28 protein-coding genes are annotated in these 26,318 nt (G+C 69.0%); 13 read left to right on the top strand and 15 right to left on the bottom strand.

Features of this window, described 5'->3' with window-relative positions; all coding sequences use genetic code 11:
* Positions 1–10: 10 nt before the first annotated feature.
* The 5 genes from FG385_RS13560 to FG385_RS13540 all read right to left on the bottom strand — a co-directional run bounded on the left by FG385_RS13560 (position 11) and on the right by FG385_RS13540 (position 4,632).
* Positions 11–556, bottom strand: a complete 546-nt coding sequence (locus FG385_RS13560) for a hypothetical protein (RefSeq protein WP_200834442.1) — start codon at positions 554–556, stop codon at positions 11–13.
* Positions 557–852: 296 nt separating this feature from the next.
* Complete coding sequence (locus FG385_RS13555) at positions 853–1,620, bottom strand: ABC transporter permease (protein ID WP_139097043.1); 768 nt, start codon at positions 1,618–1,620, stop codon at positions 853–855.
* Between the two features lie 15 nt (positions 1,621–1,635).
* Positions 1,636–2,577 (bottom strand): ABC transporter ATP-binding protein, encoded by a 942-nt coding sequence (locus FG385_RS13550; protein ID WP_139097042.1) that lies wholly within the window; start codon positions 2,575–2,577, stop codon positions 1,636–1,638.
* Positions 2,578–2,812: 235 nt separating this feature from the next.
* The gene (locus tag FG385_RS13545; protein ID WP_139097041.1) at positions 2,813–3,466 is read right to left on the bottom strand and encodes a response regulator; all 654 of its coding nucleotides are present in this window, start codon (positions 3,464–3,466) and stop codon (positions 2,813–2,815) included.
* Complete coding sequence (locus tag FG385_RS13540; RefSeq protein WP_456061873.1) at positions 3,463–4,632, bottom strand: sensor histidine kinase; 1,170 nt, start codon at positions 4,630–4,632, stop codon at positions 3,463–3,465. The genes FG385_RS13545 and FG385_RS13540 overlap by 4 nt, the downstream gene beginning before the upstream one ends.
* A gap of 169 nt (positions 4,633–4,801) precedes the next feature.
* Between FG385_RS13540 and FG385_RS13535 the strand changes: the two genes are divergently transcribed.
* The 5 genes from FG385_RS13535 to FG385_RS13515 all read left to right on the top strand — a co-directional run bounded on the left by FG385_RS13535 (position 4,802) and on the right by FG385_RS13515 (position 11,543).
* On the top strand, positions 4,802–6,316 hold the full coding sequence (locus tag FG385_RS13535; protein ID WP_200834441.1) for a dynamin family protein: 1,515 nt from the start codon (positions 4,802–4,804) through the stop codon (positions 6,314–6,316).
* 5 nt (positions 6,317–6,321) lie between these two features.
* Entirely contained in the window at positions 6,322–6,765 is a 444-nt protein-coding gene (gene grpE, locus FG385_RS13530) for a nucleotide exchange factor GrpE (RefSeq protein ID WP_160148785.1), read from the top strand.
* Positions 6,762–8,588: a dynamin family protein gene (locus tag FG385_RS13525; RefSeq protein WP_139097039.1), complete on the top strand. Its 1,827-nt coding sequence runs from the start codon at positions 6,762–6,764 to the stop codon at positions 8,586–8,588. The genes grpE and FG385_RS13525 overlap by 4 nt, the downstream gene beginning before the upstream one ends.
* Before the next feature lie 97 nt (positions 8,589–8,685).
* Positions 8,686–9,381 (top strand): hypothetical protein, encoded by a 696-nt coding sequence (locus FG385_RS13520; protein WP_139097038.1) that lies wholly within the window; start codon positions 8,686–8,688, stop codon positions 9,379–9,381.
* Positions 9,382–9,719: 338 nt separating this feature from the next.
* Positions 9,720–11,543 carry a phosphoenolpyruvate carboxykinase (GTP) gene (locus tag FG385_RS13515; protein WP_139097037.1) on the top strand — a complete coding sequence of 608 codons (1,824 nt, stop codon included), beginning with the start codon at positions 9,720–9,722 and terminating at the stop codon, positions 11,541–11,543.
* Between the two features lie 53 nt (positions 11,544–11,596).
* Here the strand turns inward: FG385_RS13515 and FG385_RS13510 are convergent, their stop codons facing one another.
* On the bottom strand, positions 11,597–11,842 hold the full coding sequence (locus FG385_RS13510; RefSeq protein ID WP_139097036.1) for a helix-turn-helix domain-containing protein: 246 nt from the start codon (positions 11,840–11,842) through the stop codon (positions 11,597–11,599).
* 104 nt (positions 11,843–11,946) lie between these two features.
* Between FG385_RS13510 and FG385_RS33895 the strand changes: the two genes are divergently transcribed.
* Positions 11,947–12,141: a hypothetical protein gene (locus FG385_RS33895; RefSeq protein ID WP_160148784.1), complete on the top strand. Its 195-nt coding sequence runs from the start codon at positions 11,947–11,949 to the stop codon at positions 12,139–12,141.
* On the opposite strand, the gene FG385_RS13505 is transcribed toward FG385_RS33895, so the two are convergent.
* Positions 12,096–13,691, bottom strand: a complete 1,596-nt coding sequence (locus tag FG385_RS13505) for an alpha/beta hydrolase (protein WP_139097035.1) — start codon at positions 13,689–13,691, stop codon at positions 12,096–12,098. The genes FG385_RS33895 and FG385_RS13505 overlap by 46 nt on opposite strands.
* A gap of 180 nt (positions 13,692–13,871) precedes the next feature.
* Between FG385_RS13505 and FG385_RS13500 the strand changes: the two genes are divergently transcribed.
* Genes FG385_RS13500 through FG385_RS13490 form a run of 3 tightly spaced genes read left to right on the top strand, consistent with a single transcriptional unit; the run spans position 13,872 to position 16,423 of the window.
* Positions 13,872–14,126 (top strand): DUF3311 domain-containing protein, encoded by a 255-nt coding sequence (locus FG385_RS13500; protein WP_139097034.1) that lies wholly within the window; start codon positions 13,872–13,874, stop codon positions 14,124–14,126.
* The gene (gene mctP, locus FG385_RS13495) at positions 14,123–15,787 is read left to right on the top strand and encodes a monocarboxylate uptake permease MctP (RefSeq protein WP_139097033.1); all 1,665 of its coding nucleotides are present in this window, start codon (positions 14,123–14,125) and stop codon (positions 15,785–15,787) included. Before FG385_RS13500 ends, mctP begins: the two co-directional genes overlap by 4 nt.
* A gap of 9 nt (positions 15,788–15,796) precedes the next feature.
* Complete coding sequence (locus FG385_RS13490; protein ID WP_139097032.1) at positions 15,797–16,423, top strand: peroxidase-related enzyme; 627 nt, start codon at positions 15,797–15,799, stop codon at positions 16,421–16,423.
* Here the strand turns inward: FG385_RS13490 and FG385_RS13485 are convergent.
* The 5 genes from FG385_RS13485 to FG385_RS13470 form a co-directional block, all read right to left on the bottom strand.
* Positions 16,413–16,688, bottom strand: a complete 276-nt coding sequence (locus FG385_RS13485) for a hypothetical protein (protein WP_200834436.1) — start codon at positions 16,686–16,688, stop codon at positions 16,413–16,415. The two genes, FG385_RS13490 and FG385_RS13485, sit on opposite strands and share 11 nt — an antisense overlap.
* Before the next feature lie 3 nt (positions 16,689–16,691).
* A complete protein-coding gene (locus FG385_RS13480; RefSeq protein WP_139097031.1) occupies positions 16,692–17,621 on the bottom strand; it encodes a bifunctional helix-turn-helix transcriptional regulator/GNAT family N-acetyltransferase in 930 nt (309 codons plus the stop codon).
* Positions 17,622–17,802: 181 nt separating this feature from the next.
* Entirely contained in the window at positions 17,803–17,952 is a 150-nt protein-coding gene (locus tag FG385_RS34365; RefSeq protein ID WP_200834435.1) for a hypothetical protein, read from the bottom strand.
* A gap of 181 nt (positions 17,953–18,133) precedes the next feature.
* Positions 18,134–19,330 carry an ATP-binding protein gene (locus FG385_RS13475; RefSeq protein WP_139097030.1) on the bottom strand — a complete coding sequence of 399 codons (1,197 nt, stop codon included), beginning with the start codon at positions 19,328–19,330 and terminating at the stop codon, positions 18,134–18,136.
* A 120-nt stretch (positions 19,331–19,450) separates the two neighbouring features.
* Positions 19,451–20,722: an acetyl-CoA C-acetyltransferase gene (locus FG385_RS13470; RefSeq protein ID WP_139097029.1), complete on the bottom strand. Its 1,272-nt coding sequence runs from the start codon at positions 20,720–20,722 to the stop codon at positions 19,451–19,453.
* 80 nt (positions 20,723–20,802) lie between these two features.
* On the opposite strand from FG385_RS13470, the gene FG385_RS13465 reads away from it, so the two are divergent.
* Together FG385_RS13465 and FG385_RS13460 are read left to right on the top strand one after the other, a co-directional pair.
* On the top strand, positions 20,803–22,146 hold the full coding sequence (locus FG385_RS13465) for a 3-oxoacyl-ACP reductase (protein ID WP_139097028.1): 1,344 nt from the start codon (positions 20,803–20,805) through the stop codon (positions 22,144–22,146).
* Positions 22,146–23,006: a MaoC family dehydratase gene (locus FG385_RS13460; protein ID WP_139097027.1), complete on the top strand. Its 861-nt coding sequence runs from the start codon at positions 22,146–22,148 to the stop codon at positions 23,004–23,006. The genes FG385_RS13465 and FG385_RS13460 overlap by 1 nt, the downstream gene beginning before the upstream one ends.
* Here the strand turns inward: FG385_RS13460 and FG385_RS13455 are convergent.
* Positions 22,966–23,619, bottom strand: a complete 654-nt coding sequence (locus FG385_RS13455; RefSeq protein ID WP_139097026.1) for a TetR/AcrR family transcriptional regulator — start codon at positions 23,617–23,619, stop codon at positions 22,966–22,968. The two genes, FG385_RS13460 and FG385_RS13455, sit on opposite strands and share 41 nt — an antisense overlap.
* Before the next feature lie 44 nt (positions 23,620–23,663).
* Between FG385_RS13455 and FG385_RS13450 the strand changes: the two genes are divergently transcribed.
* Positions 23,664–24,224, top strand: coding sequence for an SCP2 sterol-binding domain-containing protein (locus FG385_RS13450; RefSeq protein WP_235022550.1), 561 nt, complete (start codon positions 23,664–23,666; stop codon positions 24,222–24,224).
* Here the strand turns inward: FG385_RS13450 and FG385_RS13445 are convergent.
* Both FG385_RS13445 and FG385_RS13440 read right to left on the bottom strand, forming a co-directional pair.
* Positions 24,221–24,646 carry an FxsA family protein gene (locus tag FG385_RS13445; RefSeq protein WP_139097025.1) on the bottom strand — a complete coding sequence of 142 codons (426 nt, stop codon included), beginning with the start codon at positions 24,644–24,646 and terminating at the stop codon, positions 24,221–24,223. The genes FG385_RS13450 and FG385_RS13445 overlap by 4 nt on opposite strands.
* Before the next feature lie 6 nt (positions 24,647–24,652).
* Positions 24,653–25,231, bottom strand: a complete 579-nt coding sequence (locus tag FG385_RS13440; RefSeq protein WP_139097024.1) for a TetR/AcrR family transcriptional regulator — start codon at positions 25,229–25,231, stop codon at positions 24,653–24,655.
* An 88-nt stretch (positions 25,232–25,319) separates the two neighbouring features.
* Between FG385_RS13440 and FG385_RS13435 the strand changes: the two genes are divergently transcribed.
* Positions 25,320–26,249 carry a quinone oxidoreductase family protein gene (locus tag FG385_RS13435; protein ID WP_160148783.1) on the top strand — a complete coding sequence of 310 codons (930 nt, stop codon included), beginning with the start codon at positions 25,320–25,322 and terminating at the stop codon, positions 26,247–26,249.
* Positions 26,250–26,318 lie beyond the last annotated feature (69 nt).

Below are 26,318 nucleotides of genomic sequence, written 5' to 3'. Positions count from 1 at the left end.
TTAGCCGGGCTCAGCGCACCGCTTCGAACTCCCCCAGCCGCGAGCGCAGGCCGGCGAGGCCGGCGACCGCGATCGGCTCGGGGGTGGTGCCGCTGTGCGCGGGCAGCACGTCGATCCAGCCGTCGTGCCTGCTCGTGTTCAGCAGCGTGGTGGGGATGCGGTGGCCCGACCGGCCACCCTCGGAGGGCATGAACTCCCAGTACCCCGACTCGCCGTCGGCGGCCCACGGCACGTACTCCCAGCCCGGCCGGCGCGAGAGCAGTTGCGCTATCCGGTCCTCGACGCGGAACCCGTCGGCACGGGACTCGAGGCGGCCGTCGGCGAGGGCACGCAGCCACCACGGCGACGCGATCGGCTCACCATTCGCCGTCACCGCGCCGAAAAGGGACAGCACCTCGCTCTCCGGCGCGCGATGGATCCACGCGCGGCGGATCTCCGCGGGTCTGGTCGCCATCGCGGCGTCCCGGGGCAACTCGATCGCCTGCGACCACTGCAAACCGTCCAGGGGTTCGAGCAAAGGCTGATGCGCCACACTGCGCGGATCGGGAACGGGCATGCCGATTTCTCGTCCGATATCCACCGTCAAGGGTCACCTCCATCGGGGTTCCTGACGTGGTGACTCCCATATTCCCTGGTCAGCGCCCACATGTCTGCCCCCTGTGAGAGCTAACACAAAGCATTTACGATCTCTTAACCCAGATTGCCCAACGGTCATCGGAGATTAATCGATTGCACGCGCATGAGAAGGTCCGGGCCACCCCCCGAATGGTGGCCCGGACCCTTTCCTTCTTTCCCCTGTCCGGCCGGTGCGCCCCGAATTCGCGCCTGTCGCCGGAGTCCCCTGTGGTGGGTTTACGCGTCCCGCCGGTTCGCGGACACGAGTGCCCCGATCAGCAGGATGGCCGCGAAAGCGGCGAAATACGCGAGCGACCAGCCCTGGCCGAGTACCGCGGTGGACAGCCCGGGACCTGCGTCACCGCTGCGGCCCATGTTCGACGCGCCGTCGCCGGTGAGGAACTTCTGCGCCACGTTGAACGGCATCCACTTGTAGATGTCCTCACCGATGCTCGGGATGAGCCGGATGAGGCCCTCCACGGCGAGCGAATAGATCAGCAGCAGTGCGATGGCGCCCGCGCTGTGCCGGATCAGGACGCCCACGGCGACCGCGATCACGGCGGCCAGCGCGTAGATCACACCGACGCCCGCGACGTTGATCCAGTCCGCGGCGCTGTTGAGCGCGAGGTCCGCCTGCGGTTTGAGCAGCTTGCCGACGCCCCACGACCCGAAGGCGCTCACCTCACCGATGACCAGCGCGACCAGCGCCACCACGGTGGTCTTCGCGAGCAGCGCGCCCGTGCGGTTCGGAATCGCCTGGAAGGTGGTGCGGATGGTGCTGAAGCGGTACTCGGTGGTGACCGCGAGCGCGGCCAGCACCATGATCACCGCCATGCCGAAGCTGTAGCCGAACTGGGTCGAGGAGACCGTGGCCGCGAACTCGCCGTTGGAGTTGCCGACGACCAGCGCCGAGAAACCGATGGTCAGGACCAGCGCGGCGAGCGCGCACCACCAGGGTGAGCGTGTCGTGAACAGCTTGATGCGTTCTACTGCGAGCAGAGTCATTGTCGTCCGTCTCCCCTACTTGGCGCTCGCCTCGAGCACCTGCTGTGCTTCGGTCTCCAGGCCGGTGTGGTACTCGACCGAGTCGCCGGTGATCTGCATGAACGCCTGCTCCAGCGAGCCCGTCTGCGGGCTCAGCTCGTGCAGCACCACGCCGTTCTCCGCGGCCAGTTCGCCGATCTTGTCGCTCTCCATCCCGGAGATGACGACGCCGCCGTCGGAGTCGACGATCGTGCCGCCCGCTCGCTCCACGGCCGGGCGCAGCCGGTCGAGATGCGGGCTGCGCACCTTGACGCTGTTCTCCGCGGCGCGGGCGACGAACTGCTTCGTCGTGCTCTGCGAGATCAGCTGCCCCTTGCCGATCACGACGAGATTGGACGCCGTCAGCGCCATCTCCGAGAGCAGGTGGCTGGAGACGAACACGGTGCGGCCCTCGTCGGCAAGGCGGTGCATGAACTTGCGGATCCAGAGGATGCCCTCCGGGTCCAGGCCGTTGACCGGCTCGTCGAACAGCAGCACTTCCGGATCGCCGAGCAGGGCGCCGGCGATGCCGAGCCGCTGCGACATGCCGAGCGAGAAACCACCGGCGCGCTTGCCGGCGACACTGCTCAGGCCGACGATGTCGAGCACCTCGTCGACGCGGCGGGCCGGGATCTTGTTCGACTTGGCCATCCACGCCAGGTGAGCGCGCGCCGAACGGTTCGGGTGCACCCATTTCGCGTCGAGCAGAGCGCCGACGGTGCGCAGCGGCTGCTTCAGGTCGTGGTAGCGCTTCCCCCCGATGCGCACCTGACCGGAAGTCGGATTGTCGAGTCCGAGAATCATGCGCATCGTGGTGGATTTGCCGGCCCCGTTCGGGCCGAGAAAACCGGTGACCTGGCCTGGCTCGACGCTGAACGAGAGGTTGTTCACGGCCAGCGTCCGGCCGTAGCGTTTGGTGAGGCCCTGTGCCTCGATCATGACTTGCTCCCCTGTGTCAGGCCTTGGATTGCCCCTCGTGGCTCATGGTGTCCGATCGGGTGGTCCGAGCGCGTCATCCTGCAGGTCTAACTTCCACCCGACTGCAGGACTAGCTTCCCGGAAATCCCGGTGGGGCGCGATCGGGAATGACCCTGAGTCGCCCCTGAGCTTCGCGGGCTGGTCTGGTCGGGGGAATCGACAATGGCGGGAATTCGATTCCGAACAGCTCGGCCACTTACCTCTGGCCCGGCCTGATCAGCCCGGTCTCATACGCGAGCACGACCGCCTGCACCCGGTCGCGCAGGCCGAGCTTCGACAGGATCCGCCCGACGTGGGTCTTCACCGTCGCCTCGGACAGGAACAGCGTTTCCGCGATCTCGACGTTCGACAGGCCCTTCCCGATCAGGACGAGCACCTCCCGCTCGCGGTCGGTCAGCGCCCCCAGCTCCGACTCGTCCCGCAGCGGCCCGCCGCCCGCGACGAACCGGTCGAGCAGCCGCCGCGTCACCGAAGGCGACACCACAGCGTCCCCGCTGGCCACCGCGTACAGCGCCGACACCAGGTCCGCCGGCGGGGTGTCCTTCAGCAGGAACCCGCTGGCCCCGCCCTGCAGCGCCGCGTACACATACTCGTCGAGGTCGAACGTGGTCATCACCAGCACGCGGGACGTCCCCGCCTCGACGATCTGTTTCGTCGCCTCCACCCCGTCGAGTACCGGCATCCGCACATCCATCAGCACCACGTCCGGCCGCAGTTCCCCGGCCAGCCGCACCGCTTCCGCACCGTCACCGGCCTCGCCGATCAGGTCGATGCCCTCCAGCGCACCGAAGACCATCCGGAACCCGGCGCGCATCAGCTCTTGATCGTCGACGACGAGAACACGGATCACTGCCTCAACCTAACGGGCAAGATCGCGTGCACCCGCCACCCGCCACCCCTCGCGGGGCCGACCTCGAGCGAGCCACCGTAGACGTTCGCGCGCTCCCGCATCCCGATCACGCCGTTACCACCCGGCAGCGGCGGCTCGGCCGGCACGAGCGCGCGCGCCTTGCCCGCCCCGTCGTCGGTGATCACGACGTCGACCTGATCCTCGGCACGCACGACCACCACCTCGGCCCGTGCGCCCCGGCCGGCGTGCTTGAGCGTGTTCGTCAACGACTCCTGCACGATCCGGTACACCCCGAGCGACACCCCGGCAGGCAGCCCGGCGAGCGGGCCTTCGATCCGCATCGCGACCGGCACCCCGGCCTGCCGCACGCGGTCGGCAAGCTCCTCAAGCGATTCCGCGTCCGGCTGCGGGATCCGCGGCCCGCCCTCGCCCTCCTCGTTATTTCGCAGCACCTCGAGCAGCCGCCGCAGTTCGGCGAGCGCCTCGCGGCCGGTGCTGGAGATCGTCTGCACCGCGCGCTCGGCCAGGTCGGGGTTGGTCCGCACCGCGTACGAGGCCCCGTCCGCCTGCACCACGATCACGCTCACCGCATGCGCCACGACGTCGTGCAGTTCGCGCGCGATCCGGCCGCGCTCCTGCGCGACGGCGATGCGCCCGGCCTGGTCGCGTTCGGTCTCCAGCAGGTGCAGCCGCGCCTCGAGCTCACCCTGGTACGCCCGCCGTGCGCCGACGAACTCCCCGAGCACCCAGGAGAACGCGAAGGTCAGCGCGACGATGATGGCGAACACCCAGTTCGCGGGCTTCCAGGTGAGTGCGAGCTGCACGGCGCCGGTGCCCGCCTGGGCGGCGAGGTACCAGGACGCCTGCTTCCGCCCGACATACACGACCAGCGTGTACAGCGCGATCGCGCTCGCGGCCAGGCTCGAGACGCCCAGCTGCAGCGTGCTGTGCAGGATGCTGATGACCAGCACGACGTACGCGACGACCAGCGGCGAGCGCCGCCGGAACACGATCGGCAGCGTCATCGCCAGATCGACCGGGATGGTGATGTACCACGGCTTGAGCGTGCTGCGCGGGGAGGCCGAGTCCAGCCCGAACAGCATGAGGTCCAGCAGGAGCAGCAGCGCGGCGAGCAGGCTGTCCCCGACCACGGGATGCGCCCGCATCCACAGACTCAGTCGCCGCACCCGTTCACCGTAGGCCGGCCACCACCGATCGCGCGTCATCCACCGGTAGCACCTTCGATAGGACCACGGGACGATGCATGGCAGGATTCACACCCGGCGGAAAGGGGGGAATGTGAAGGATGCCGGGCGCTTTGCCGGCCCCCTTTCGATGTCGGTGGCGAACCTGTGCCACCGGCTGCAGCCGCAGGTTTCCGCGCCCACCGCCACGGGATTCGCCGAGGTCGTCCGCCGGCTGGGCGCGCCGTTGCAGGTCGCCGTCGCAGGCCGGATCAAATCGGGGAAGTCCACCCTGGTCAACGCCCTGATCGGGCGCCGGGTCGCGCCCACGGACGTCGGGGAGTGCACGCGGCTGGTCACCCGGTTCCAGTACGGCACGGTGGACCGGATCGAGGTGGTGTTCACCGGCGGCCGCAAGCAGGTCCTGCCGTTCGCCCCCGACGGCAGCATCCCCGCCGAACTGGGGGTGGACATCGCCGAGGTCTCACATCTCGAGGCGTACCTGACGAGCGCGGTGCTGCAGCGGATGACCGTCATCGACACACCCGGCCTCGGTTCGCTCGATGCCGCGTCGGTTTCCCGTACTCAGGAGCTGCTCGGTGCCGCGAAGCAGGACGAGGGCTCCAACGAGCTCGACGACACCTCACGCAACGCCGTAGCCGGCGCGGAGGCGGTGCTCTACGTCGTGACGCAGGGCGTGCGCGCCGACGATCAGCAGGCGCTCGCGGCCTTCACCGCCGCGACGGCGAGCCGCGAAGCCGGGCCGGTCAACGCGATCGCGGTGCTCAACAAGGCCGACACCATCGCCCCGGAATCCGTGCAGGGCGCGGAAAACAGTGAGACTCCTGTCTGGAAGGCAGCCGAGCTTCTCGCCGAGAAGCAGGCCGCCCTGCTCAAACCTCGCGTCGCCGACGTGCTGCCCGTGATGGGGCTGATCGCCGAGTCCGCCGAATCCGGCCAGTTCACCTCCGCCGACGCCGAGGCGCTGCGGAAGCTGTCCACTTTGGATGAAGCGACGCTGGAGACGATGCTCGTCGCGGCGGACATCTTCACCAGCTGGGACTGCGCGGTGCCCACGGGAACACGGTTGCGGCTGCTGGAAAAGCTCGACCTGTATGGCATCCGGTGCGCGATCGGCGCGATCCAGGCCGATCCGGCGATCACCGCCGGTGCGCTGCGCCGGGTCCTGCTGGAATCCTCCGGCCTTGCCGCGGTCCGCGCCCGGCTCGACGTCGTGTTCGCCGCCCGCGCGGACGGGATCAAGGCCGCCGCCGCGCTGGCCTCGGTGACCGCGCTCGCGCACGCGTCGGGTAACCCGGCCGAACGGCAGCGCGTGCACGACGCGATCGAAGTCCTGCTCGCCAAGCCCGAGGCGCACCAGTTGCGCGTGCTCGAAGCGCTGACACTGGTGGTCGCGGGCGCGGTGGACATGCCGGAGGATCTCGCCGCGGAGGTGCTGCGGGTCGGCAGCAACGCCGAGATCGACGCCCAGCTCGGGTCACCCGGCGCGTCGCGGGCCGAACTCGCCTCGCAGGCGCTCGAACGGGCAGGCTGGTGGCGCTCGTTCGCGTCCTTCGGCGCGACCCCCGCCCAGAGCCGCGTGGCCCATGTCGTGCACCGCGCCTACTTCCTGATCTGGCAACAACTGCGCGAGAACCGGGGGTGAGTGGGATGCCTGCATGGTTTCGCCGGGAACCGGATCCGGCGGCGGACGATCCGACGGGCCAGATCCCGGCCCTGAGCATGGCGAAGGTCATCGAGGAGGCCGAGGGAACCGCGGCGGCCGACGGTGCGTCGGAAACGGACGTGAAGTCCGTGTTGGACCGGGCGCTGGCCGACCGCCAGGCGCTCATTCAGCTGTGCCTCTACGCGCTCGACCGGGCTCGTAGCGGCGGCGTGGTCGAACGTATCGAGCAGGGCCTGGCCGGGATCGGGGTGACAGCGGTCCGCCCGGACGGCCAGCGGTTCGACCCGTCACGGCACGAGGCGGGCGGCGCGGTGCTGACCGACGACCCGGCGCTGGACGGCGTCGTCGCGGAGACCGAGGTGGTCGGGTTCGCCGATCACGACCACCTGCTGCGCGCCCCGGTCGTCACGGTATACACGAAACGATGACGGTCACGACGCTGCCCGGCCAGGTCAAGCAGGCGCGCGAAGCCCTGCTGGCGCTCTTGCGCGAAAACGATCCCCAGGCGGCGAAGTGGGTCGACGACATCCGCCGTGCGCGCCCGCGCAAACCGTCGGTGGTGGTGGTCGGCGAGACCAACCGCGGCAAGAGTTCGCTGGTCAACGCGCTGCTCGCGAAGCCGGGGCTGTCACCGGTGGACGCGGACGTGGCCACGTCGGCGTACCTCGTGTTCGACGATGCGCCGGAATGGGCCGCGCAGGCCTGCTACCCCGGGCAACTCGCCCCGGTCGGCATCCCGCTCGACGAGCTCGCGCGGTGGGTGTCCGTGGGGCACGAGCTGCCCGAAGGCCAGCTCCCGCCGAGGTACGTGGAGGTCACCGGCCCGGTGCCGATCCTCGAACGTGTGTCCATAGTGGACACTCCAGGGGTCGGCGGGCTGAACTCGATGCACGGCGAGCTGGCGATGGAAGCCGCCGCGAACGCGACTGCGCTGCTGTTCGTGGTCGACGCGTCGGCCCCCTTCACGTCCGGGGAGCTGGACTTCCTGCGCAAGGTCGGTGACCGGGTCGAGACCGTGCTCTTCGCACTGTCCAAAACGGACCAGTTCCGCGGCTGGCGCGAGGTGCTCGAAGCCGACCGGCAGCTGCTGGACGAGCACGCGCCGCGCTTCGCCCGGAGCGCGTTCCATCCCGTCTCGGCCCGGATGTTCGAGATGGCCGGGCGCGCGCCGAACGAGCAGGCGGCCGCGATGCTGCGCGAGCGGTCCGGGGTGAGCGCGCTGCAGGCGGCGATGCAGGAGGAACTCGTCGGCCGCTCCGCGATGCTCGGCGAGGCCAACACCCTGCGCGCGCTCGCCACGGCGCTGGGCGAGCAGTACGCGATCCTCAGCGCGGAGCAGCGCGCGCTGTCCTCCGGCGAGGACGAGGCCGAAGCGCTGCGCGCGCGGCGGGACAAGCTTGCGGCCGAGCGCCGCTCGTCGACGCGCGGCTGGCAGCTGAAGCTGCGCGGCGAGATCCAGCGTGCCCGCGTCGATCTCGGGCACGAGTCGAGCCGGCAGATGCGGGACGCGCAGGCCTGGTTCCGCCAGCAGATCGACGCCGCCAAACGCGAGCGGCTGCACGAGCTGCCCCAGCAGGTCGACGCCGCGCTGCAGATGATCTCCCAGCGGGTCTCCGGGATCATGGCGCACCGGCTCAACCGGGTCACCGAGATCGCACTGGCCGACCTGTTCTCCCCGGAGGAGCTCGACGTCATCCGCGCCCAGTTCCTGCGTGCCGGTGGTCCTCAGGTCGTACTGCGCACACCGGACAAGCGGCCGCCGACTCCCGAGGACAAGCTGCTGGTCTTCATGGGCGTCTCGGGTGGGGTCGGCGCCGGCAAGATCGCCGCGCTGCCGCTGGCCGGGTTCGCCCTGCTGAACCCGGTCGTGCTGCCCGCGACGATCGTGATCGGGCTCGGCGCGGGCTGGTGGATGGCCCGTACCCGCCGGCACGCGGCCGACAAGCAGCACATGAGGCAATGGCTCGTCGAGTCCATTGCGGACGCCCGCGCGACGCTCGACCAGCTGGTGGCCGAGCAGCTCATCGAGGCCGAGCAGCAGCTCTCGCTCGCCCTCGACGAGGCGCTGGCCAGGAGGATCGAGGGCATCGAAGCCGAGCTGAAGGAAGTCGACAAAGCGATCAAGATGGACGCGCAGGAGCGGGCCCGGCAGCTCGGCGAGCTGAACCGGCGGCTGCGTGAGGTCGGTGACGGCCGGGACCGCGCGGAGAACCTGCTGTCCACCATGCGCACCGTGCGTGACCAGCACTGATCACAGTCGGGGCGGTTCGGTTGTGCCGGGGAACCGAACCGGCCTAACGTGAGTCCAAGTTCCCGAGATCACAACCTCGAGTGGGGAGAAGCGGGCCGTGTGGATCGACGATACGGGTGGCGCTGACACGACGGAGACCGGGCACGACAGTGAGCTGGAGATCACGGTCGATGGCCACACCTACTCCGCCCAGGAGAACTTCGACATCGACCACGACGGGCACGACGACACGGTCCAGCTCGACAACGCGGACGGCACGATCACCGCGTATGTCGACACCGACCACGACGGTCGCGCGGACGAGTACGTGCACACCGACACCGGCGGCAAGATCGTCGAGATGGCCCGGTTCGACTCCAGCACCGGCGACTGGGTGGCCGACGGCCAGGGCCCTGGTTCGACCGACGGCACCGACACGCAGACCGGCCAGCAGGGCGACATCGTGGTGGACCTGCCCGGCGGCACGGTCGACGTCGGGCACGCGACGGTCGACAGCAACAACGACGGCACCGCCGACACCGCGGTCGTGACCGACCAGGACGGCAACACCCGCCTGTTCACCGACACCAACGGCGACGGCAGCGCCGACGTGCAGACGGTCATCACGCCCGACGGCCAGTCGCACACCTACGAGCACACCGGCCCCGGCGAGTGGACCGAGACGGCGGGTGCCCCGCGCGCCAGTGGCGTGAGCGGCGACAGCGACCAGCTCTGGGGCGGCGGCCACGACACCGTCGTCGAGGGTGTCGCGAAGATCGACTCCGCCACCGGGCAGTGGATCTCGCAGAACTGAATCCTGCTCGCAAAGGGCCGGTTTCCCCGCGGGGAGGCCGGCCCTTTCTCCGTCACCCCGCCCGCGCCGGTATCGGCGAGATCACGCGACCCTCGGAAAATCTTTTGCGCTAGGCCGGTTCAGCGATATCTGAATCGATTCCCTGATCGTTCTTGTGAGAGAACCGACAGCTCAGGGCTCGGTTACGGGACGGACATCCGGCTAACCTCATGGAATCCCAATTTTTCAGCACGCCGGTCGCCAGCCGGCGCGCGAAGCCATTCGGTCGCCGGCGAAGGAGCCCGCATCCGGACTCCCGTCCGGTCGCGGGCTCCTCCCCGTCGAAGTCAGGAGAAGGAATGACTGCAGTAGCCATCCCGGGACTGGACCAGGCGCCGACCTCGCACCGCGGGGTGATCGCGTGGGTGCGGGAGGTCGCCGAGCTGACCACGCCCGACCGTGTGGTGTGGTGTGACGGCTCCGAGGAAGAGGCCGCGCGGATCAATTCCGAACTTGTCGAAGCCGGCACTTTCCGCCCCCTGCAGGCGAAACCGAACTCGTTCTGGACCGTTTCGGACCCCAGTGACGTGGCCCGCGTCGAGGAGCGCACGTTCATCTGCTCCGAGCGTGAGGAGGACGCCGGGCCGACCAACAACTGGGTCCACCCGGACGAGATGAAGGCGACCATGACCGAGCTCTACCGGGGCTGCATGGCGGGTCGCACGATGTACGTGATCCCGTTCTGCATGGGCCCGCTCGACTCCGACGACCCGAAGCTGGGCATCGAGGTCACCGACTTCGCCTACGTCGTGGCGTCGATGCGGGTGATGACCCGGATGGGCAAGGCGGCGCTGGACAAGTTCGTCACCGAGGACGGCTCCGAGCGCGAGTTCGTGCCGGCGCTGCACTCGGTCGGCATGCCGTTGCGGCCCGGCGAGCAGGACGTGCCGTGGCCGTGCAACGACACGAAGTACATCACGCACTTCCCGGAGACCCGCACGATCTGGAGCTACGGTTCCGGTTACGGCGGGAACTCCTTGCTGGGCAAGAAGTGCTACGCGCTGCGCATCGGTTCGGTGCTCGCCCGCGACGAGGGCTGGCTCGCCGAGCACATGCTGATCCTCAAGCTCATCTCGCCGGAGAACAAGGCGTACTACATCGCGGCCGCGTTCCCGAGCGCCTGCGGCAAGACGAACCTCGCGATGCTGCAGCCGACGCTCCCGGGCTGGCGCGCCGAGACCCTCGGCGACGACATCGCGTGGATGCGCTTCGGCGAGGACGGGCGCCTGTACGCGGTGAACCCGGAGTTCGGCTTCTTCGGTGTGGCACCGGGGACCGACTGGCACACTAACCCGAACGCCATGCGCACCATCGAAAAGGGCAACACGGTCTTCACGAACGTGGCCCTGACCGACGACGGTGACATCTGGTGGGAGGGCATGGAAGGCAAGCCCGACCACCTGACCTCGTGGAAGCAGCAGGACTGGACCCCGGAGTCGAGCGAGCCCGCCGCGCACCCGAACTCGCGGTACTGCACGCCGATGTCGCAGTGCCCGACGCTGGCTCCCGAATGGGACGACCCGCAGGGCGTGCCGATCTCCGCGATCCTGTTCGGTGGCCGCCGCGCCACCACCGTGCCGCTGGTGAACGAGGCCCGCGACTGGCAGCACGGGGTGTTCATGGGCGCGACGATGTCCTCGGAGAAGACGGCGGCCGCGGCCGGCAAGGTCGGTGAGGTGCGCCGCGACCCGATGGCGATGCTGCCGTTCCTCGGCTACCACGCCGGTGACTACTTCAAGCACTGGATCGAGCTGGGCAAGTCGGCCGACAACTCGAAGCTGCCGAGGATCTTCTACGTCAACTGGTTCCGCCGCGGGGACGACAAGCGCTTCCTGTGGCCGGGCTTCGGGGAGAACTCCCGTGTGCTCAAGTGGGTCGTCGAGCGCATCGAGGGCAGGGCGGGCGCGGTCGAGACCCCGGTCGGCTTCGTGCCGCGCGCCGAGGATCTCGACACCGAGGGCCTGAAGGAGCCGCTGGCCGACATCCAGGCGGCCCTGGACGTCAAGCCCGAGGAGTGGCGCCAGGAGATCCCGCTCATCGAGGAGTGGTTCGACAAGATCGGTGACCGGGTCCCGTCGAACATGCACGACGAACTCGAGCAGTTGAAGCAGCGACTCGGCTGACCGGACCGCGAAAGAGGGGCCTGCCTTCACCCGAAGGCAGGCCCCTCTTCGTGTCAGCCCGTCGGCACCGCGCCGCGTAGCGCCTCCAGCGGCAGCCCGACCGCGTCGGCCACCGCGACGACCGTGAAGAACGCCGGCGTCGGGATCCGGCCGGTCTCGATCTTCCGGAGGGTTTCCACCGAGATGCCCGCCTCAGCGGCCACCTCGACCATGCTGCGCCCCCCGCGTGCCTCCCGCAGGACCGCGCCCAGCCGCTCGCCGCGGGCACGTTCGGCTTCGGTCAGCGGCACTCGCACCATGCGCCCAGTCTATCCGCAGTAGTTGCCCACAACCTGTGGACAACTCTGTGCACAGGTTGTGGGCAACGCTTTCCATGATCGGCGCGTCTCATCCGGTACAGCCTGTGAGAGGGGTGGAGACCATGGCGTACGCGGCGATCGCGATGATTGCGCTCGCGCTCGGTTACCTGGTCACGGCCGTGCTCTGTGGGAGGTTCCGCGCCACGAACAGCCCCGCCGAGCAGGAGCCCGGCGGGGCTGGGGAAGAGGCCGATCAGGCGCCCGGCGGCACCGGGAGCGGCACCCCTGGCAGGCTCTGATCGTCCGGCACGACGCCGTCCACCAGGTAGTCCTCCACAACCTTGTCCACGGCCGCGTTCCCGCCGGCGTAGATCCCGTGATCACCTTCGCCGGTCACGGTGATCATCCGCGAGCCCGCGAAGGCGTGGTGCGCCCGCAGCGCGCCTTCGATCGGGGTCGCCGGGTCGTGGGTCGACTGGACCATCAGCACCGGCGGCACGCCGTGACCGTCGAGCACGGGCAGCCGTTCCGGCCGGTTCTTCCAGAAGATGCACGGCTGCACGAGCCAGCCCCACCCCAGCAGCGGGAAGTCCGGGCCGAGATCGGCCGACTGCTGGATCGCGGTCTGCCGGTTGCCCAGCCACGGGCCCTCGTTGCACGGGATGGTCCAGAAGCTCGCGTCGTACGCGTCGTCGTAGTCGGTCGGCACGACCAGCGGCTGCGGGCCGAACGCCTTCTCGTCGGCGCCGCCCGCCTTGACCTTCTGCTTCGCCGAAGCCTGCTGGTCCGCCGGCGGGTTCTGGGTCAGCGTCCGCACGTTCACCAGGTAGTCGGCCAGTTGCGGGAAGGCCTTCTTGCTGTAGAGCTCCGAGGCGATGTACGAGTCGAGTTCGTTCGCCGACAGCGGGGAGCCGTCCACGTCGACCGGCTGCTTCGCCAGCGACGCGCGGACCTGCTCGTAGGTCTGCCGCGCGTCCTCACCGGTCGCGCCGAAGTGGTACAGCTTGTCGTACGTCGCCAGCCACGGCAGGAAGTCCTCGCGCCAGCGGCGTTCGAAGCCGAGCGGTTGCCAGTCGAAGGATTTCTGCCAGGTGGTGGTGAACTCCGTGTTCGAGTCGAGCACGAAACGCCCGGTCCGGTCCGGGTAGGCCTGCGCGTAGTGCGCGCCCAGCCAGGTGCCCGCCGAGTAGCCGACCCAGTTGATCTTCTCCCGGCCCAGCAGCACCCGCAGCAGGTCGAGGTCGTGCACCGTCTGGTCGGTATTGATCAGCGGCCCGAGTTCGCCCGATTTCACCTGGCACGAGTCGGCCGCGTACTTGGTGGCCTCGAGGATCAGGTTGAGGTTCTCGCGGTCGCGGTCCCGCGGGTCGAGCGTGGTACCGGTGCCGATCGCGCCGCCGCAGGTGATGTTCGTGCTCTTGCCGGTGCCGCGCACGTCGAACCCGATGATGTCCTGGTGCTCCCGCAGCCGCTGCTGGTTGCGCAGCCGCGCGGGGAAGAGCCGGCCGGGCGCGCCGGGGCCGCCGGGGTTGACGAGCACGCTCGCGGTCGCGTCGCTCGTCGCCTTCAGTCGGCTGACCGCGATGGTCAGGTCGATGTTGTCGTCGGGGCGGTCCCAGTCCCGGGGGACCTGGTAGGTGGCGCATTCGATGCCCTCGGCGCCCGCCGGCGGCTTCTGCCCGGACAGCTCGTCCGGACTGCAGGTGTGCCAGCCCAGGGCCTGGTTCGCGTACTTCGCGGGAATACCCGTCGAGTTCAGCGGCTGGGCGTCCGCGACGGCCACCGCGTTCCCCGCCAGCAGCGCACCGGCCAGTGCCGGGATCATCGCCGCGTAGCGTATCGACCTCATGCTCTCCCCTTCGTCACTCGGCGCCACCGATCAGTCGCATATTGATAACCGGCTGGGACGAACGGGGCAACCTGCATTCGTCGGGCATCTGCTGATCGAATCGATACATCGGACAGGGTGACGGAGCCCGTTCCAGGACTTAAGGTGCTCAGGGCTGTCCGAGAGTTCTTGCGAGGTCCGATGTCTGGCAAAGCCGCCGGGAAGGTCACCGGGTTGCAGATCAGCCCGTGGAACCTGGTCCTGCTGATTCCACTGTTGATGCTGGTCACGCCGTGGTTCAACTTCGACAAGCCGAGATTCCTCGGGTTGCCGTTCTTCTACTGGTTCCAATTCGTCTGGGTCTTCATCGGGGTGGCGTCGGTCGCGCTGGTCTACGTGATGACGAAGGGCGCACCGGTGGTCAAGGGCAAGCAGGACGAGGGAGAAAACCGATGACGCCGGGCAAGGGGCTGGAATGGACCCAGCTGTCGATCTTCGTGGTGCTGTTCGCGCTGGTGACGGTGCTCGGGTTCGCGGCGGCGCGCTGGAAGGCCGCCGCGTCCCTCGACCACCTGGACGAATGGGGCCTCGGCGGGCGCAAGTTCGGCTCGTGGATCACCTGGTTCCTCGTCGGCGGTGACCTCTACACCGCGTACACGTTCGTCGCCGTGCCCGCACTGGTGTTCGGGGCAGGCGCGATGGGGTTCTTCGCACTGCCGTACACGGTGATCCTCTACCCGATCGTGTTCCTGCCGGCGCTGCGGATGTGGTCGGTCTCGCGCTCACGCGGTTACGTGACCCCGGCGGACTTCGTGCGTGGCCGGTTCGGTTCCCCGACGCTCGCGCTGCTGATCGCGATCACCGGCATCGTGGCGACGATGCCCTACATCGCGTTGCAGCTGACCGGCCTGGAAGCGGTGCTGCGCACCATGGGGCTCAACGGTGGCGGCATCGTCGGGCACCTGCCACTGCTGATCGCGTTCATCATCCTGGCGCTCTACACCTACCAGTCGGGACTGCGCGCGCCGGCGCTGATCGCGTTCGTCAAGGACGGCCTCATCTACGTGGTCATCCTGATCGCGGTGTTCTACCTGCCGGCGAAGCTGGGCGGCTGGTCGCACATCATCGACGCTTCGGCGGCGAAGTTGGCCCAGCCCAACCCGAAGACGCACGCGCCCTCCGGTTCCGTGCTGCTCACCGGCACGAACCAGTTGCAGTACATCACGCTGGCGCTGGGTTCGGCGCTCGCGCTGTTCCTGTACCCGCACTCGATCACGGGTGTGCTTGCGTCGCGCGGCCGGAACGTGATCAAGCGGAACATGATGGCGCTGCCCGCCTACTCGTTCCTGCTCGGCCTGCTGGCGCTGCTCGGCTACGTGGCCATCGCGGCCGGGGTCAAGCCGATCACCAACGCGGCCACCGGCAACGCGGACTCCAACACGGTGGTGCCGGTGCTGTTCGACCTCCAGTTCCCGGCCTGGTTCGCGGGCGTCGCGTTCGCCGCGATCGGGATCGGCGCACTCGTGCCGGCGGCGATCATGTCGATCGCGGCGGCGAACCTGTGGACTCGCAACATCTACAAGGAGTACCTCAGGCGGAACGCGACCCCGGCGCAGGAGGCCAAGCAGGCGAAGCTCGCCTCGCTCGTGGTCAAGTTCGGGGCGGTGGCCTTCATCCTGTTCATCGATCCGCAGTTCTCGATCGACCTGCAGCTCATCGGCGGCGTGCTGATCTTGCAGACACTGCCGTCGGTCGCGATCGCGCTGTACACGCGGTGGCTGCACCGCTGGGGCCTGATCGCGGGCTGGGCCGTCGGGATGGCCTGGGGCCTGATCATGTTGTACAGCATCCCGAACCCGGTGACCGGCAGAGCGCATTTCGGTGGTTCGGCGCTTCCGCTCGGCAAGCTGTCGATCTTCGGCTGGCACCCGTTCTCGGGTTCGACGATGCAGATCTATCCCGGTTTCGTGGCGCTGATCGCGAACCTGGTGGTCGTGGTGCTCGTCACGATCATCGCGCGGGCGATGAAGGTGTTCAACGGCACCGACGACACCGAAGGCACGGACTACCACGCCGACGAGCACGACAAGGACCTCCGCCCGATCGGTGCGCACTAGTGTGAAGGGATGAGCCAGGTAAGCCGTTTCCCGGTCGTGGAGCTCGACGGGCTGCCCGCCGATCTCCGCGACCGGGTCGGCGCGATCGCGGAGAAGTCCGGGTTCGTGCCGAACATCTTCCGGGCGCTCGGCCACCGCCCCGCCGAGCTGCGCGCGTTCCTCGACTACCACGACGCGTTGATGGATCGAGAAGGCGGCCTGAGCAAGGCCGAGCGCGAACTGGTGGTGGTCGCGACATCCGGCGCGAACCACTGCACGTACTGCGTCGTGGCGCACGGGGCGATCCTGCGGATCCGTGCGAAGGATCCAGAGCTGGCCGACCGGGTGTCGGCCAACCCGTGGCAGGCCGAGCTGGACGAGCGCGGCCGCGCGATCGTCGACCTGGCGCTCGCGCTCGCCCAGAGCTCGTACCAGTTCGGCGAAACGCACCTGGCCGCGGCTCGCGAAGCCGGTCTGACCGAGGACGAGATCTGGGACGTCGGCGCGATCACGGCCCTGTTCGCGATGTCGAACCGGCTCGCCCACCTCACCGCACTCCAGCCGAACGCGGAGTTCTACGAGATGGGCCGTCAGCGCCAGCCCGTCTCCCCCCACCACCCCCAACGGACGCGCTCCGCGCGGCGGCCTAGAACCTGAAAAAGAGCGTGGGCAGGCTGTGGTCGAACAACCATGACCACCAGTTCCGATGCCGCTCCGCCAGCCGGGCCCAGCGCGAGGGCCGCCACACCCGTGGATCTTCGCGCGGGGTGAACGCCTCCCCGGTCAGCAGCACGGCGGGATGCCCACGAGGGCAGGTGCCGGACACCGAGATGATCCCCGGCGCGAGGTTGTAGACGTCCTCGACCTCGTCGACGCCCAGCAGTGAGCGGCTGTCACAGGTCGGGCAGTGGACCACGAACATGGCTCACCACTCCAGCCGCCAGGTTTCCCCGACCAGATCCTGGCCGAAGCTGTGGTGCTGTTCGCTCGCGACGAGTTCGAACCCCGCCTTCGCGTAGATCGCGCGCGCCGCGGTGAGCACGCTGTTCGTCCACAGCTCCATCGCCGTGTACCCGTGCGCCTTGGCGAACGTCAGGCATTCGGTGACGAGCCTCTTGCCGAGGCCGTGCCCCCGTGCGCCGGGTTCGACGATCAGCAGCCGGAGCTTCGCCGTGCGCTCGTCGGAGCCGCGTACGCAGAACACGCAGCCGGCGCGCTCCCCGTCGAGCTCGGCGATCCACGCCGCTTCGCGCTTCGGATCGTGGTTCTCGGCGTAGTCGGCGACGATGCGGGCGACGAGCGCTTCGTAGGTCGCGTCCCAGCCGTACTCCTGCGCGTAGATCGCGCCGTTTCGCTGCACGACCCAGCCCAGATCGCCCGGCCGGGGCGGCCGCAGGACGACGGTGCTGTCCCGGGCCTCGTCGCCGACGAGCGTGGTGATCGCCCGCATCGACCGCAGCAGGCGATCCTGGTCCTCGTCGGTGAACTGGTCGAGCAGTTTCCCGATCTGGTCGATCGTGCGCTGCTCAAGCGAGTGCTGTGCGTCGCGGCCTGCCTCGGTGAGGCGGAGGACTTGGCGGCGGGCGTCGGACTCCGATCGTTCCCGCGTGAGCAGGCCACGCGATTCGAGCCTGGCGAGCAGGCGGCTGGCGTACCCGGCGTCCATCCCGAGCCGCCCACGCAGTCGGGTCAGCTCGGTGACGCCCTGCTGCTCGAGCTCGTAGAGGACGCGGGCCTCGCTGAGTGAATAGTCGGTGCCGACGAGTCCTTCGTCGAGCGCACCGATGACGCCGGTGTAGAGCCGGTTGAAGGCGCGGACGCGCGCTACGCGGTCCAACAGCTGCGGATCGTTCATTGCCTACCTCAACTAGATCTTTGACTTGGTCAAAGAGTAGTCCGGGCGTCAACCGGTTTGAGGCATTGGAAAACCCCGTGCTGCTGCCAGGTCGGGGGTCCGCCAGCATCACGGGGTCGTAAGGGGTATCGCCAGGGCCGGGGGTGGCGTTACACGGTGACCGCTATGTGGTCCAGATCACTCAGCGCAGGTGCACCTGGTGTGCCTGCGCGATCGCCATCAGTTCCTGGCGCATGGTCGGGGTGGCGGCGTTGTCGATGGCCCGGTTCACCGCGCGACGGGTACGAGCCTCGGCGCGGCGGGCCCGGAACTTGGCGGCGATGGTGCTCATGGGTTTTCGCATCTCCTCGGACGTCTCAGTAGCTGTATCTCCAGCATGCGCCTTTTTTCACAAGCGTGCCATCGATTGTCCGGTGACCTACCACACGAGCCGATGAATCATCGGAACGGACGCCGTATTCCGGATGATCTTGATATCTAGTGAGAGGCCTAGAAAGCCGTAGAAGACCCGATCAATCCTCGGCGCGGCCGAGCAGGTAGTGCCCGAAATGCGGCACGGTGAAGGCGATGAGCCCGCGTTCGGCCGAGTAAACCAGGCCCTTCTTCATGAGGCTGTCGCGTGCCGGGGACAGCGAAGACGGCTTCCGTCCCAGGTAGACCGCGATGTCCGAGGTGCCGGCGCCCTCGTCGCGTCCCTGGGTCAGTTCCGCCATCGCACGCAGGTACTCGCGCTCGGCCGGGGTCGCCCGCTCGTAACGCGACCCGAAGAACCCCACGGCGAGTTCCTGCTCGGCCTCCGGGGCGGCAACCTGCACGTCCTGCATCGTGACCGGATCGGCCGGCGCGGCGTCCCAAGCCGCCTTCGCGTAGGCCTGGATGAAGTACGGGTAGCCGCCCGAGGCGTCGAACAGGGCATCCAGCGCTTCCGGCTCGATACCGGCCTCTTCGCGCTCGATCGGCGCGAGCACGGCTCGGTCGGCGTTTTCGCGGTTGAGCCGGTCGATCCGCACGTACCGGAAGAGCCGCTCGGAGTACGACTTCGACGCGGACAGGACGGCCGGCACATGCGGCAGGCCCGCGCCGACGACCACCATTGGTGCGCCGGACTGCGAGAGTTCGTGGCAGGCCGCGCACAACGCGGACACGTCGGGCGCCTTGAGATCCTGCATCTCGTCGATCAGGATCACCGCGCCGGTCCCGACGTCGGCGGCCAGTTCCGCGACGTCGGTGAAGAGTTCGACGAGGTCGATCTCGATGTCGCCCGAGTCGGCGCGGCCCTGCGCGGCGGGCACGTCGATCCCCGGCTGCCAGCGGTCGCGCAGCTTCGCGTCGGGCTTGTTCGCCTTGAGCGCGAACGCCTTCAGGACGGCCAGCACCCCTTCGACCCGGTCCGGCGCGCGGTGGCGGACCGCGAGATCGCGGATCGCCCGGTGCAGCGCCGCCGAGAGTGGCCGCCGCAGTTCGGCGTCCGGGCGGGCCTCGACCTTGCCGGCGCCCCAGCCGTGCTTGACCGCCATCGACCGCAGCTCGCCCAGTAGCACGGTCTTGCCGACGCCGCGGAGTCCGGTCAGGACCAGGCTTCGTTCGGGCCTCCCCCGCGCGACCCGCTGCAGCACGACCTCGAACGCGTGCAGTTCGCGCTCGCGGCCGGCCAGTTCGGGCGGCCGCTGCCCCGCGCCGGGCGCGAACGGGTTGCGGATGGGATCCATCCGTAGGACGGTATCGAGCTTTCTAGGGCTGATCTGATATTTGCCGAGATATCGCTATCGGCGTGTCGCTACAGTTTTCTAGTTCTTTCTAGTGTCAGGTCAATAATCGTCGAGAATCCGCTACTTCTCCAGGATCGCGGTCACACCCTGCCCGCCCGCGGCGCAGATCGAGATCAGCCCGCGCCCGGAGCCCTTCTCGTGCAGGAGCTTCGCGAGCGTGGCCACGATCCGTCCGCCGGTGGCGGCGAACGGGTGGCCCGCGGCGAGCGAAGAGCCGTTGACGTTGAGCTTCGCGCGGTCGATCGAGCCGAGCGGGGCGTCCAGCCCGAGCTTCTCCTTCGCGAAGGTCGGGTCCTCCCACGCCTTGAGCGTGGCCAGCACCTGCGAGGCGAACGCCTCGTGTATCTCGTAGAAATCGAAGTCCGGCAAGGTGAGACCGGCCTGAGCGAGCATGCGCGGCACCGCGTAGGCGGGCGCCATCAGCAGACCCTCACCGCCGTGGACGTAGTCGACGGCGGCCGTCCGCGCGAAGGTCAGGTACGCCTGGACCGGTAGTTTGTGCGCCTTGGCCCACTCCTCACTCGCGAGGAGCACGGTGGACGCGCCGTCGGTCAGCGGGGTCGAGTTGCCGGCCGTCATCGTGCCGGACTTCCCACCGAACACGGGCTTGAGCTTCGCGAGCTTCTCGGCGGTGGAGTCGGCGCGCAGGTTCTGGTCGCGGGCCACCGTGAGGAACGGCGTGATCAGGTCGTCGAAGAACCCGCGCTCGTACGCGGCCGCGAGCCGCTGATGGCTCGTCGCCGCCAGCTCATCCTGGGCCTCGCGCGGGATGTCCCATTCCTTCGCGGTCAGCGCGGCGTGCTCGCCCATCGACAGACCCGTGCGCGGCTCGGCGTTGCGCGGGATCTCTGGCACGATCTGGCCGGGACGCAGCTTCGCCAGCAGGCGCAGGCGCTCCCCGAGCGATTTGGCCGCGTTGAGCCGGACGAGGATCCGGCGCAAGTCTTCGTTCACGGCCAGCGGCGCGTCGGACGTCGTGTCGACTCCGCCCGCGACGGCCGAGTCGAGTTGCCCGAGCGCGATCTTGTTCGCCATGTTGACGACCGCCTGCAGCCCGGTGCCGCAGGCCATCTGCACGTCGGAGGCGGGCGTTTCCGGTGCGAGCCTGCTGCCGAGCACGACCTCGCGGGCGAGGTTGAAGTCGCGGGCGTGCTTGAGGACGGCACCGGCGGCGAACTCCCCGATCCGCTCGCCTTGCAGGGCGAACCGGCTGACCAGCCCGTCGACCGCGGCGGTGAGCATGTCCTGGTTCGAGGCCCGGGCGTAGGGCCCGTTCGAACGCGCGAACGGGATCCGGTTGCCGCCCAGAATCGCGACCTTGCGGACGTCCATGGTTTCCCTCCGGTCTCCGAAAACGCTAAAGACAGTGTAACCTACTGATGAGTAGGTTGTGTCCGAGCAAGGAGGCACTGATGGCCGACCGCTATCAGCAGTTCACCAGGACCCCGGTCGGGAAGTTCCTGGTGCCCAAGCTGGGCCTGCCCAACCCGGCGCCGCTGCGCCGCTACCGGCCCGGCCGGCCCCCTCTCGATGGTCCCGCGCTTTTCGGCGCCGCGCCCGGTGGGCGCCTGGCGAAAACGGTGCAGGCGCAGCTTTCCGACGCGGGCCTCGAGGTGCTGACCGAGCCGCTCGAGGACGGGCGGTACGGCGCGCTCGTCTTCGACGCCACCGGGATCACCGACCCGAAGCAGCTGCGCGAGATGTACCTGTTCTTCCACCCGGTGATCCGCAAGGTCGGCGCATCGGGCCGGGTCCTCGTCCTCGGCACTCCACCTGAGCTGGCCGACGGTCGCGAGCGGATCGCGCAGCGCGCGCTCGAAGGGTTCGTGCGCTCGGTCGGCAAGGAGCTCAAGCGCGGCGCGACCGCGCAACTGGTCTACGTCGCGGCCGGGGCCGAGGAGGCCGCCGAGTCGACGCTGCGGTTCGTGCTGTCCGCCAAGTCGGCCTTCGTCGACGCGCAGGTCATCCGGGTCGGCACGCAGGGCGTTCCGGACGCGCCCGCGCCCTCGAACTGGGAGAAGCCCTTGGAGGGCAAGGTCGCGCTCGTCACCGGCGCTTCACGCGGGATCGGCGCGGCGATCGCCGAGGTCTTGGCCCGCGACGGCGCGCATGTGGTCGCGCTCGACATCCCGGCTCAGGGCGCGGACCTGTCGCGGGTGGCGAACCAGATCGGCGGTTCGGCGCTGCAGCTCGACATCACGGCTGCCGACGCGCCCGAGAAGCTGGCCGCGTACCTGAAAGAACGGCACGACGGCGTCGACATCGTCGTGCACAACGCCGGAATCACCAGGGACAAGACGCTCGGCAACCTCACCGAGGGCGGTTGGGACGCGGTGCTGACGGTCAACCTCGCCGCGCAACTCGCCGTCAACGACAAGCTCCTCGCGGACAAGGTGCTGCGCGGAGGAGGCCGCATCATCGGGGTCTCGTCGATCGCCGGGATCGCGGGCAACGTCGGTCAGACCAACTACGCCACCAGCAAGGCGGGCGTGATCGGCATGGTGCACGAGGGCGCGCCGAGGCTCGCCGAATACGGCGGCACGATCAACGCCGTCGCGCCCGGCTTCATCGAGACGCAGATGACGGCCGCGGTGCCGCTGTTCATCCGGGAGGCCGGGCGCCGGCTGTCGAGTCTCGGCCAGGGCGGGCTGCCCGTGGACGTCGCGGAAACCATTGCCTGGTACGCGAATCCCGCGTCGGCGGCGGTCAACGGCAACGTCGTTCGCGTCTGCGGCCAGGCATTACTGGGGGCGTGATGGCGACGAAGGAACTGCATTCCGCGCCGCGCCTGGCTTCGCTGTACGCCAAGGCGGTCCTGCCCTCACGCGGCGGCGAAACGCTGCCCGACACCGAGTACCTGCGCGCGGGCGTCGAGTTCGATCCGGCGCATCTGGCCGCGTACGACCAGGTGTGCGGGTTCCGGTTGAGCGACGAGCTGCCCGCGACCTACCCCCATCTGCTCGCGTTTCCGCTCCAGATGGCGTTGATGACGCAGCCGGATTTCCCGTTCCCGTTGCTGGGCATGGTGCACGTGGCGAACCGGATTACCCAGCGGCGGCCCGTCCGGCTCGGCGAGACGGTGTCGATCCGGGTACAAGCGGAGAACCTGCGGCCGCATGAGAAGGGCCGCCAGTTCGACGTGCTCAGTGAACTGTCCACACAGGACGGTGTGGTGTGGCGCGAGGTGAGCACGTACCTGCGGCGTGGAGGCCGTTCCGGTTCCTCGCGGAGCAGGCAACTCGCCGCCCCGTCACCCACCGCGATCTGGCGTGTGCCCGCCGGTATCGGCCGCCGGTACGCCGAGGTCTCCGGCGACCGCAACCCGATCCACCTGCACCCGCTGACCGCGAAGCTGTTCGGTTTCCCGGCGGCGATCGCGCACGGTATGTGGTCGAAGGCGCGCACCCTCGCCGCCTTCGAAGGACGGTTGCCCGGGGCCTACACCGTCGACGTCCGGTTCAAACTTCCCGTGCTGCTACCGGCGAAGGTCGCGTTCACGTCGTGGGAAACGAGTGACGGCTGGGCTTTCGAACTGTGGCACGCGAAGAAACCCAAGCCGCACCTGGAAGGCACGATCAGCTCGGTTGCCACACCCGGCCCTCGAGGAGGTCGTTGAACCCGAGCCACACCAGGTTCATCAACCACGAGGCCAGCACGCCGTCGGACACATCGGAATGGTCCAGCCACCAGTCGGCGAGCGACTCGGCCGCGCCGACGAGCGAAACGGCCAGCGCGGGCCCGGAGAACTCGGCGACCTGACCGAGGCCCTTCTTCGTGCCCGCGGTGACCACGAGCGCCGCGACCATGTCGATCGCCTTGCTGCGCAACAGATCTATCTCGCCCGCGAACTGGCCGCCGACGGTGAGCGCCTGGCGGTGCAGCACCGTCCACGAGTCGCGGTACTCGGCGACGAACCGGTAGAACGCGCGCAGCCCGTGCCACAGTTGCATATCCGGCGGCAACTCCGAGCGCACGCCGACGCGCACCGCCTCGAGCAGGCGCGAGGCCTCGCGGCGGATGCATTTGGTGAACAGGTCTTCCTTGGCACCGAGGTAGGAGTAGATCATCGGCTTGGACACGCCCGCGGCCTCGGAGATCTCGTCCATCGATGCCGAGTGGTAACCGTGCCGGGAGAACACCTCGACGGCGGCGTCCAGGATCTGCTTCTCCCGGACGGCTCTCGGCAGGCGTCGCGAGCGTGGCGGCGCGGGCTTCACTTCTTCGGTCACAGTGAGAAGCTACCTCGTCGTCCCGGCACCGGTACGATCATTGGGTGTCCTCGGATGTCATCGACGCATTCGCTCGCCGGATAGACCTGGCGAAGCTGAGCGCCGGGCAGTTCATCCGCCTGCTGGAAACCCTGCACATGCTCGGCTCGGCGGGCGCCGGCGTGGAGATGGGCGCGATGTCCACGGAAACGCTGGTGGACGTGGTGGGCCGGGCCACGAAGGAGCAGTTGCGGGCGGTCGCCGGACATCCGGAACTGCGCAGGTTGTTTCTGGAGGAAATCTTCCGGCGGATGTCGGATCATTTCTTACCGGAAAAGGCGAAGTATTCGTGCGTCGTGGTCAACTGGCGGTTCTCCGGTGGCGACGGCGACGGGGGCTTCGACCGGTTCCAGACGGTGATCGAGGATGGCACATGTGTGTCCGGGGCCGATCTCGGGCGCGAGCCGGACACCACGATCACGGTGGCGGCGGACGACTTCTACCGGATCGCGACCGGGAACGCGGCCGTCGCGACCATGTTCGTGACCGGCAAGGTCAAGGTGAAGGGCGAGTACGCGCCCGCCGTGCGGCTGGCCGGATTCTTCGACCTGCCGAGCCCTCGCTAGCCCTCGATGACCGGGTGCGCGCGGTCGTCAGGGACGACCTCGCTGTCCACCACGATCACGCGGCTCGCCGACGGCATCCGCTTCTCCGCGCGGCGCAGCCAGGCCCGGCGCACCACGCCGCGCGAAGGCGGCAGGAGTAGCAACAGCCCGGCGATATCGCTGAGGAAGCCCGGCAGCAGGATCAGCAGCCCGCCGAGGCCGACGAGCATGCCGTCGGTGACCTCGGCCTGCGGTGAACGCCCCGCCGTGGCGGCGGTCATGAACGCGCGGGCGGCACGGGCGCCTTCGCGGCGCGCGAGCCAGGACCCGAGGATCGCGCCGGCCAGCAGCAGGCCCAGCGTGCCGAGCACTCCGACGGCTGAGCTCACCGCCCACACGGCGGCCACCTCGGCGACCACGTAGAGCAGGAAGAAAACAGCCATACCCGTTCAACGCGCGGGCGGCTCGATTTGCTCCCCGAGCAGTGCATCGGCCAGTTGCCGCAACGAAACCGACAGGCGTTCTGCCTCGCCGTCGCGGAGCATGTGCACGATCAGGTCGCTGCTGAGCGCGCCGAGCAGGATGTGAGCCACCACCTCGGCGTCGAGGTCGGGCCGCGCCTCGGCGATCAACTCCCTGATGTGCCCATGCCACTCGACGTAGATCGGGTTGTCCTGCCGGTGCCCGGACGCGTGCTCGTAGGCCGCAAGCAGCGAGACGTTCCGCGAGGACAGTTCGACGACGGCGTCCAGGAACGCCGTCAACCGCGCGCGGGCGGGCGCACCGGGACCGAGCGGCGGCGGGCCGCCACGCCACGCCTGCTGGAACTCGCTGATCCGCTCCATCGCGAGCGCCCGCATCAGGCCGGCGCGGTTGGTGAACCGGTGGAACACCGTGCCCTTGCCGACCCCCGCGTCCGCCGCGACCCGCTCGATCGACACGTGTTCCGGACCGCTGGCGGCGATCAGGTCCTCGGCGGCGCGCAGGATCGCGCGTCGGTTGCGGGCCGCGTCCGCGCGTTCTGCCATCGCCCGCTCCTCGACAACTTGACCGTCAGTCCATATAGTAGCCGGCACTAACTTGACCAACGGTCCACTTGGAGGACGAATGCGTGCGATGACGCTTCGCGAGTACGGCGACGCGGACCGGCTACGACTCGAAGACATGCCGGAACCGGTGCCCGGGCCCGGTCAGGTGCTCATCCGGGTCGAAGCGATCGCGGCCGCCTACTACGAGGTCGGCATCCGCTCGGGCCAGTTCCCGCTGCCGACCGGACTGCCGATGGTGTTCGGTTTCGAGGCGGCGGGCACCGTGGTCGGCGGACCGCTGAAGGGACAGCGAGTCGCCGCCATGACCTTCTCCTGCGGCGCGTGGGCGGAGTACCTCGCCGCCCCGGTCGAGGAGGTCACCCCCATCCCCGACAGTGTTTCGACCACCGACGCCGTGGCCGCCGCGACACCCGGCTCGGTCGCGCTCGCCTTGCTGCGTAAGGCGAACGCACGGGGCGAGCAGGTCCTGGTCGAGGCGGCGGGCAGCGGCGGGGTCGGCAGCTACCTCGTGCAACTCGCGCACCGGAACGGGGCCGCGCACGTGACGGCGACGGCGGGCAGCGCGGCGAAGCGGGAGTTCGCCGCCCGCCTCGGTGCCGATCTCGTCCTGGACCATCACGATCCACAATGGACGGACGAGGTGCCGCGCGGACTGGGCGTGATCTTCGAGGCGATCGGCGGCCGGACCTCGAAGAACCTGCTCGACGCGCTCGCCTCCGGTACCGGCCGGATGCTTTACTACGGGTTGCTGAGCGGTGCGCAGCCCGCGATCGAGGCCGCCGATCTCGCCTACCGCGGGCTCACCTTCACCGGCTGTGCGGGCCTCGACGCGTGGGCCAAGGAAGTGCGGGCGACGCGCGCCGATGTCCTCGAACTGCTCGCGAAAGGCCGGCTCGAAGCCCCCATACACGGCACGTTCCCGCTCGAGGACGCGGTGAAGGCACAGCGGCTGGTGGAGGACCACGCCGTGCTCGGCCGGGTCGTGCTGCGGCCGTGACCGGCGGGCCGGGAACAACCCCGGCGGGAGCCGCTCGTTGACCTTCGACGTGACTTCTGTTCGATCCCG

Origin of the sequence: Amycolatopsis alkalitolerans, assembly GCF_006152065.1 — a bacterium.
In the GTDB taxonomy this organism is placed as follows: Bacteria; Actinomycetota; Actinomycetes; order Mycobacteriales; family Pseudonocardiaceae; genus Amycolatopsis_E; species Amycolatopsis_E alkalitolerans.
Note: the sequence above shows the minus strand (reverse complement) of the source record. Positions and strands in the feature narration are given on the sequence as shown.

What these genes read in the sequence shown, in the direction of transcription:
- FG385_RS13560 (WP_200834442.1), bottom strand. Translation starts at nt 556, where the DNA reads ATGCCCGTTCCCGATCCGCGCAGTGTGGCGCATCAGCCTTTGCTCGAA.
- FG385_RS13555 (WP_139097043.1), bottom strand. Translation starts at nt 1,620, where the DNA reads ATGACTCTGCTCGCAGTAGAACGCATCAAGCTGTTCACGACACGCTCA.
- FG385_RS13550 (WP_139097042.1), bottom strand. Translation starts at nt 2,577, where the DNA reads ATGATCGAGGCACAGGGCCTCACCAAACGCTACGGCCGGACGCTGGCC.
- FG385_RS13540 (WP_456061873.1), bottom strand. Translation starts at nt 4,632, where the DNA reads ATGCGGGCGCATCCCGTGGTCGGGGACAGCCTGCTCGCCGCGCTGCTG.
- FG385_RS13535 (WP_200834441.1), top strand. Translation starts at nt 4,802, where the DNA reads ATGTCGGTGGCGAACCTGTGCCACCGGCTGCAGCCGCAGGTTTCCGCG.
- grpE (WP_160148785.1), top strand. Translation starts at nt 6,322, where the DNA reads ATGCCTGCATGGTTTCGCCGGGAACCGGATCCGGCGGCGGACGATCCG.
- FG385_RS13525 (WP_139097039.1), top strand. Translation starts at nt 6,762, where the DNA reads ATGACGGTCACGACGCTGCCCGGCCAGGTCAAGCAGGCGCGCGAAGCC.
- FG385_RS13515 (WP_139097037.1), top strand. Translation starts at nt 9,720, where the DNA reads ATGACTGCAGTAGCCATCCCGGGACTGGACCAGGCGCCGACCTCGCAC.
- FG385_RS13510 (WP_139097036.1), bottom strand. Translation starts at nt 11,842, where the DNA reads ATGGTGCGAGTGCCGCTGACCGAAGCCGAACGTGCCCGCGGCGAGCGG.
- FG385_RS13505 (WP_139097035.1), bottom strand. Translation starts at nt 13,691, where the DNA reads ATGAGGTCGATACGCTACGCGGCGATGATCCCGGCACTGGCCGGTGCG.
- FG385_RS13500 (WP_139097034.1), top strand. Translation starts at nt 13,872, where the DNA reads ATGTCTGGCAAAGCCGCCGGGAAGGTCACCGGGTTGCAGATCAGCCCG.
- mctP (WP_139097033.1), top strand. Translation starts at nt 14,123, where the DNA reads ATGACGCCGGGCAAGGGGCTGGAATGGACCCAGCTGTCGATCTTCGTG.
- FG385_RS13490 (WP_139097032.1), top strand. Translation starts at nt 15,797, where the DNA reads ATGAGCCAGGTAAGCCGTTTCCCGGTCGTGGAGCTCGACGGGCTGCCC.
- FG385_RS13485 (WP_200834436.1), bottom strand. Translation starts at nt 16,688, where the DNA reads ATGTTCGTGGTCCACTGCCCGACCTGTGACAGCCGCTCACTGCTGGGC.
- FG385_RS13480 (WP_139097031.1), bottom strand. Translation starts at nt 17,621, where the DNA reads ATGAACGATCCGCAGCTGTTGGACCGCGTAGCGCGCGTCCGCGCCTTC.
- FG385_RS34365 (WP_200834435.1), bottom strand. Translation starts at nt 17,952, where the DNA reads ATGAGCACCATCGCCGCCAAGTTCCGGGCCCGCCGCGCCGAGGCTCGT.
- FG385_RS13475 (WP_139097030.1), bottom strand. Translation starts at nt 19,330, where the DNA reads ATGGATCCCATCCGCAACCCGTTCGCGCCCGGCGCGGGGCAGCGGCCG.
- FG385_RS13470 (WP_139097029.1), bottom strand. Translation starts at nt 20,722, where the DNA reads ATGGACGTCCGCAAGGTCGCGATTCTGGGCGGCAACCGGATCCCGTTC.
- FG385_RS13465 (WP_139097028.1), top strand. Translation starts at nt 20,803, where the DNA reads ATGGCCGACCGCTATCAGCAGTTCACCAGGACCCCGGTCGGGAAGTTC.
- FG385_RS13460 (WP_139097027.1), top strand. Translation starts at nt 22,146, where the DNA reads ATGGCGACGAAGGAACTGCATTCCGCGCCGCGCCTGGCTTCGCTGTAC.
- FG385_RS13445 (WP_139097025.1), bottom strand. Translation starts at nt 24,646, where the DNA reads ATGGCTGTTTTCTTCCTGCTCTACGTGGTCGCCGAGGTGGCCGCCGTG.
- FG385_RS13440 (WP_139097024.1), bottom strand. Translation starts at nt 25,231, where the DNA reads ATGGCAGAACGCGCGGACGCGGCCCGCAACCGACGCGCGATCCTGCGC.
- FG385_RS13435 (WP_160148783.1), top strand. Translation starts at nt 25,320, where the DNA reads ATGACGCTTCGCGAGTACGGCGACGCGGACCGGCTACGACTCGAAGAC.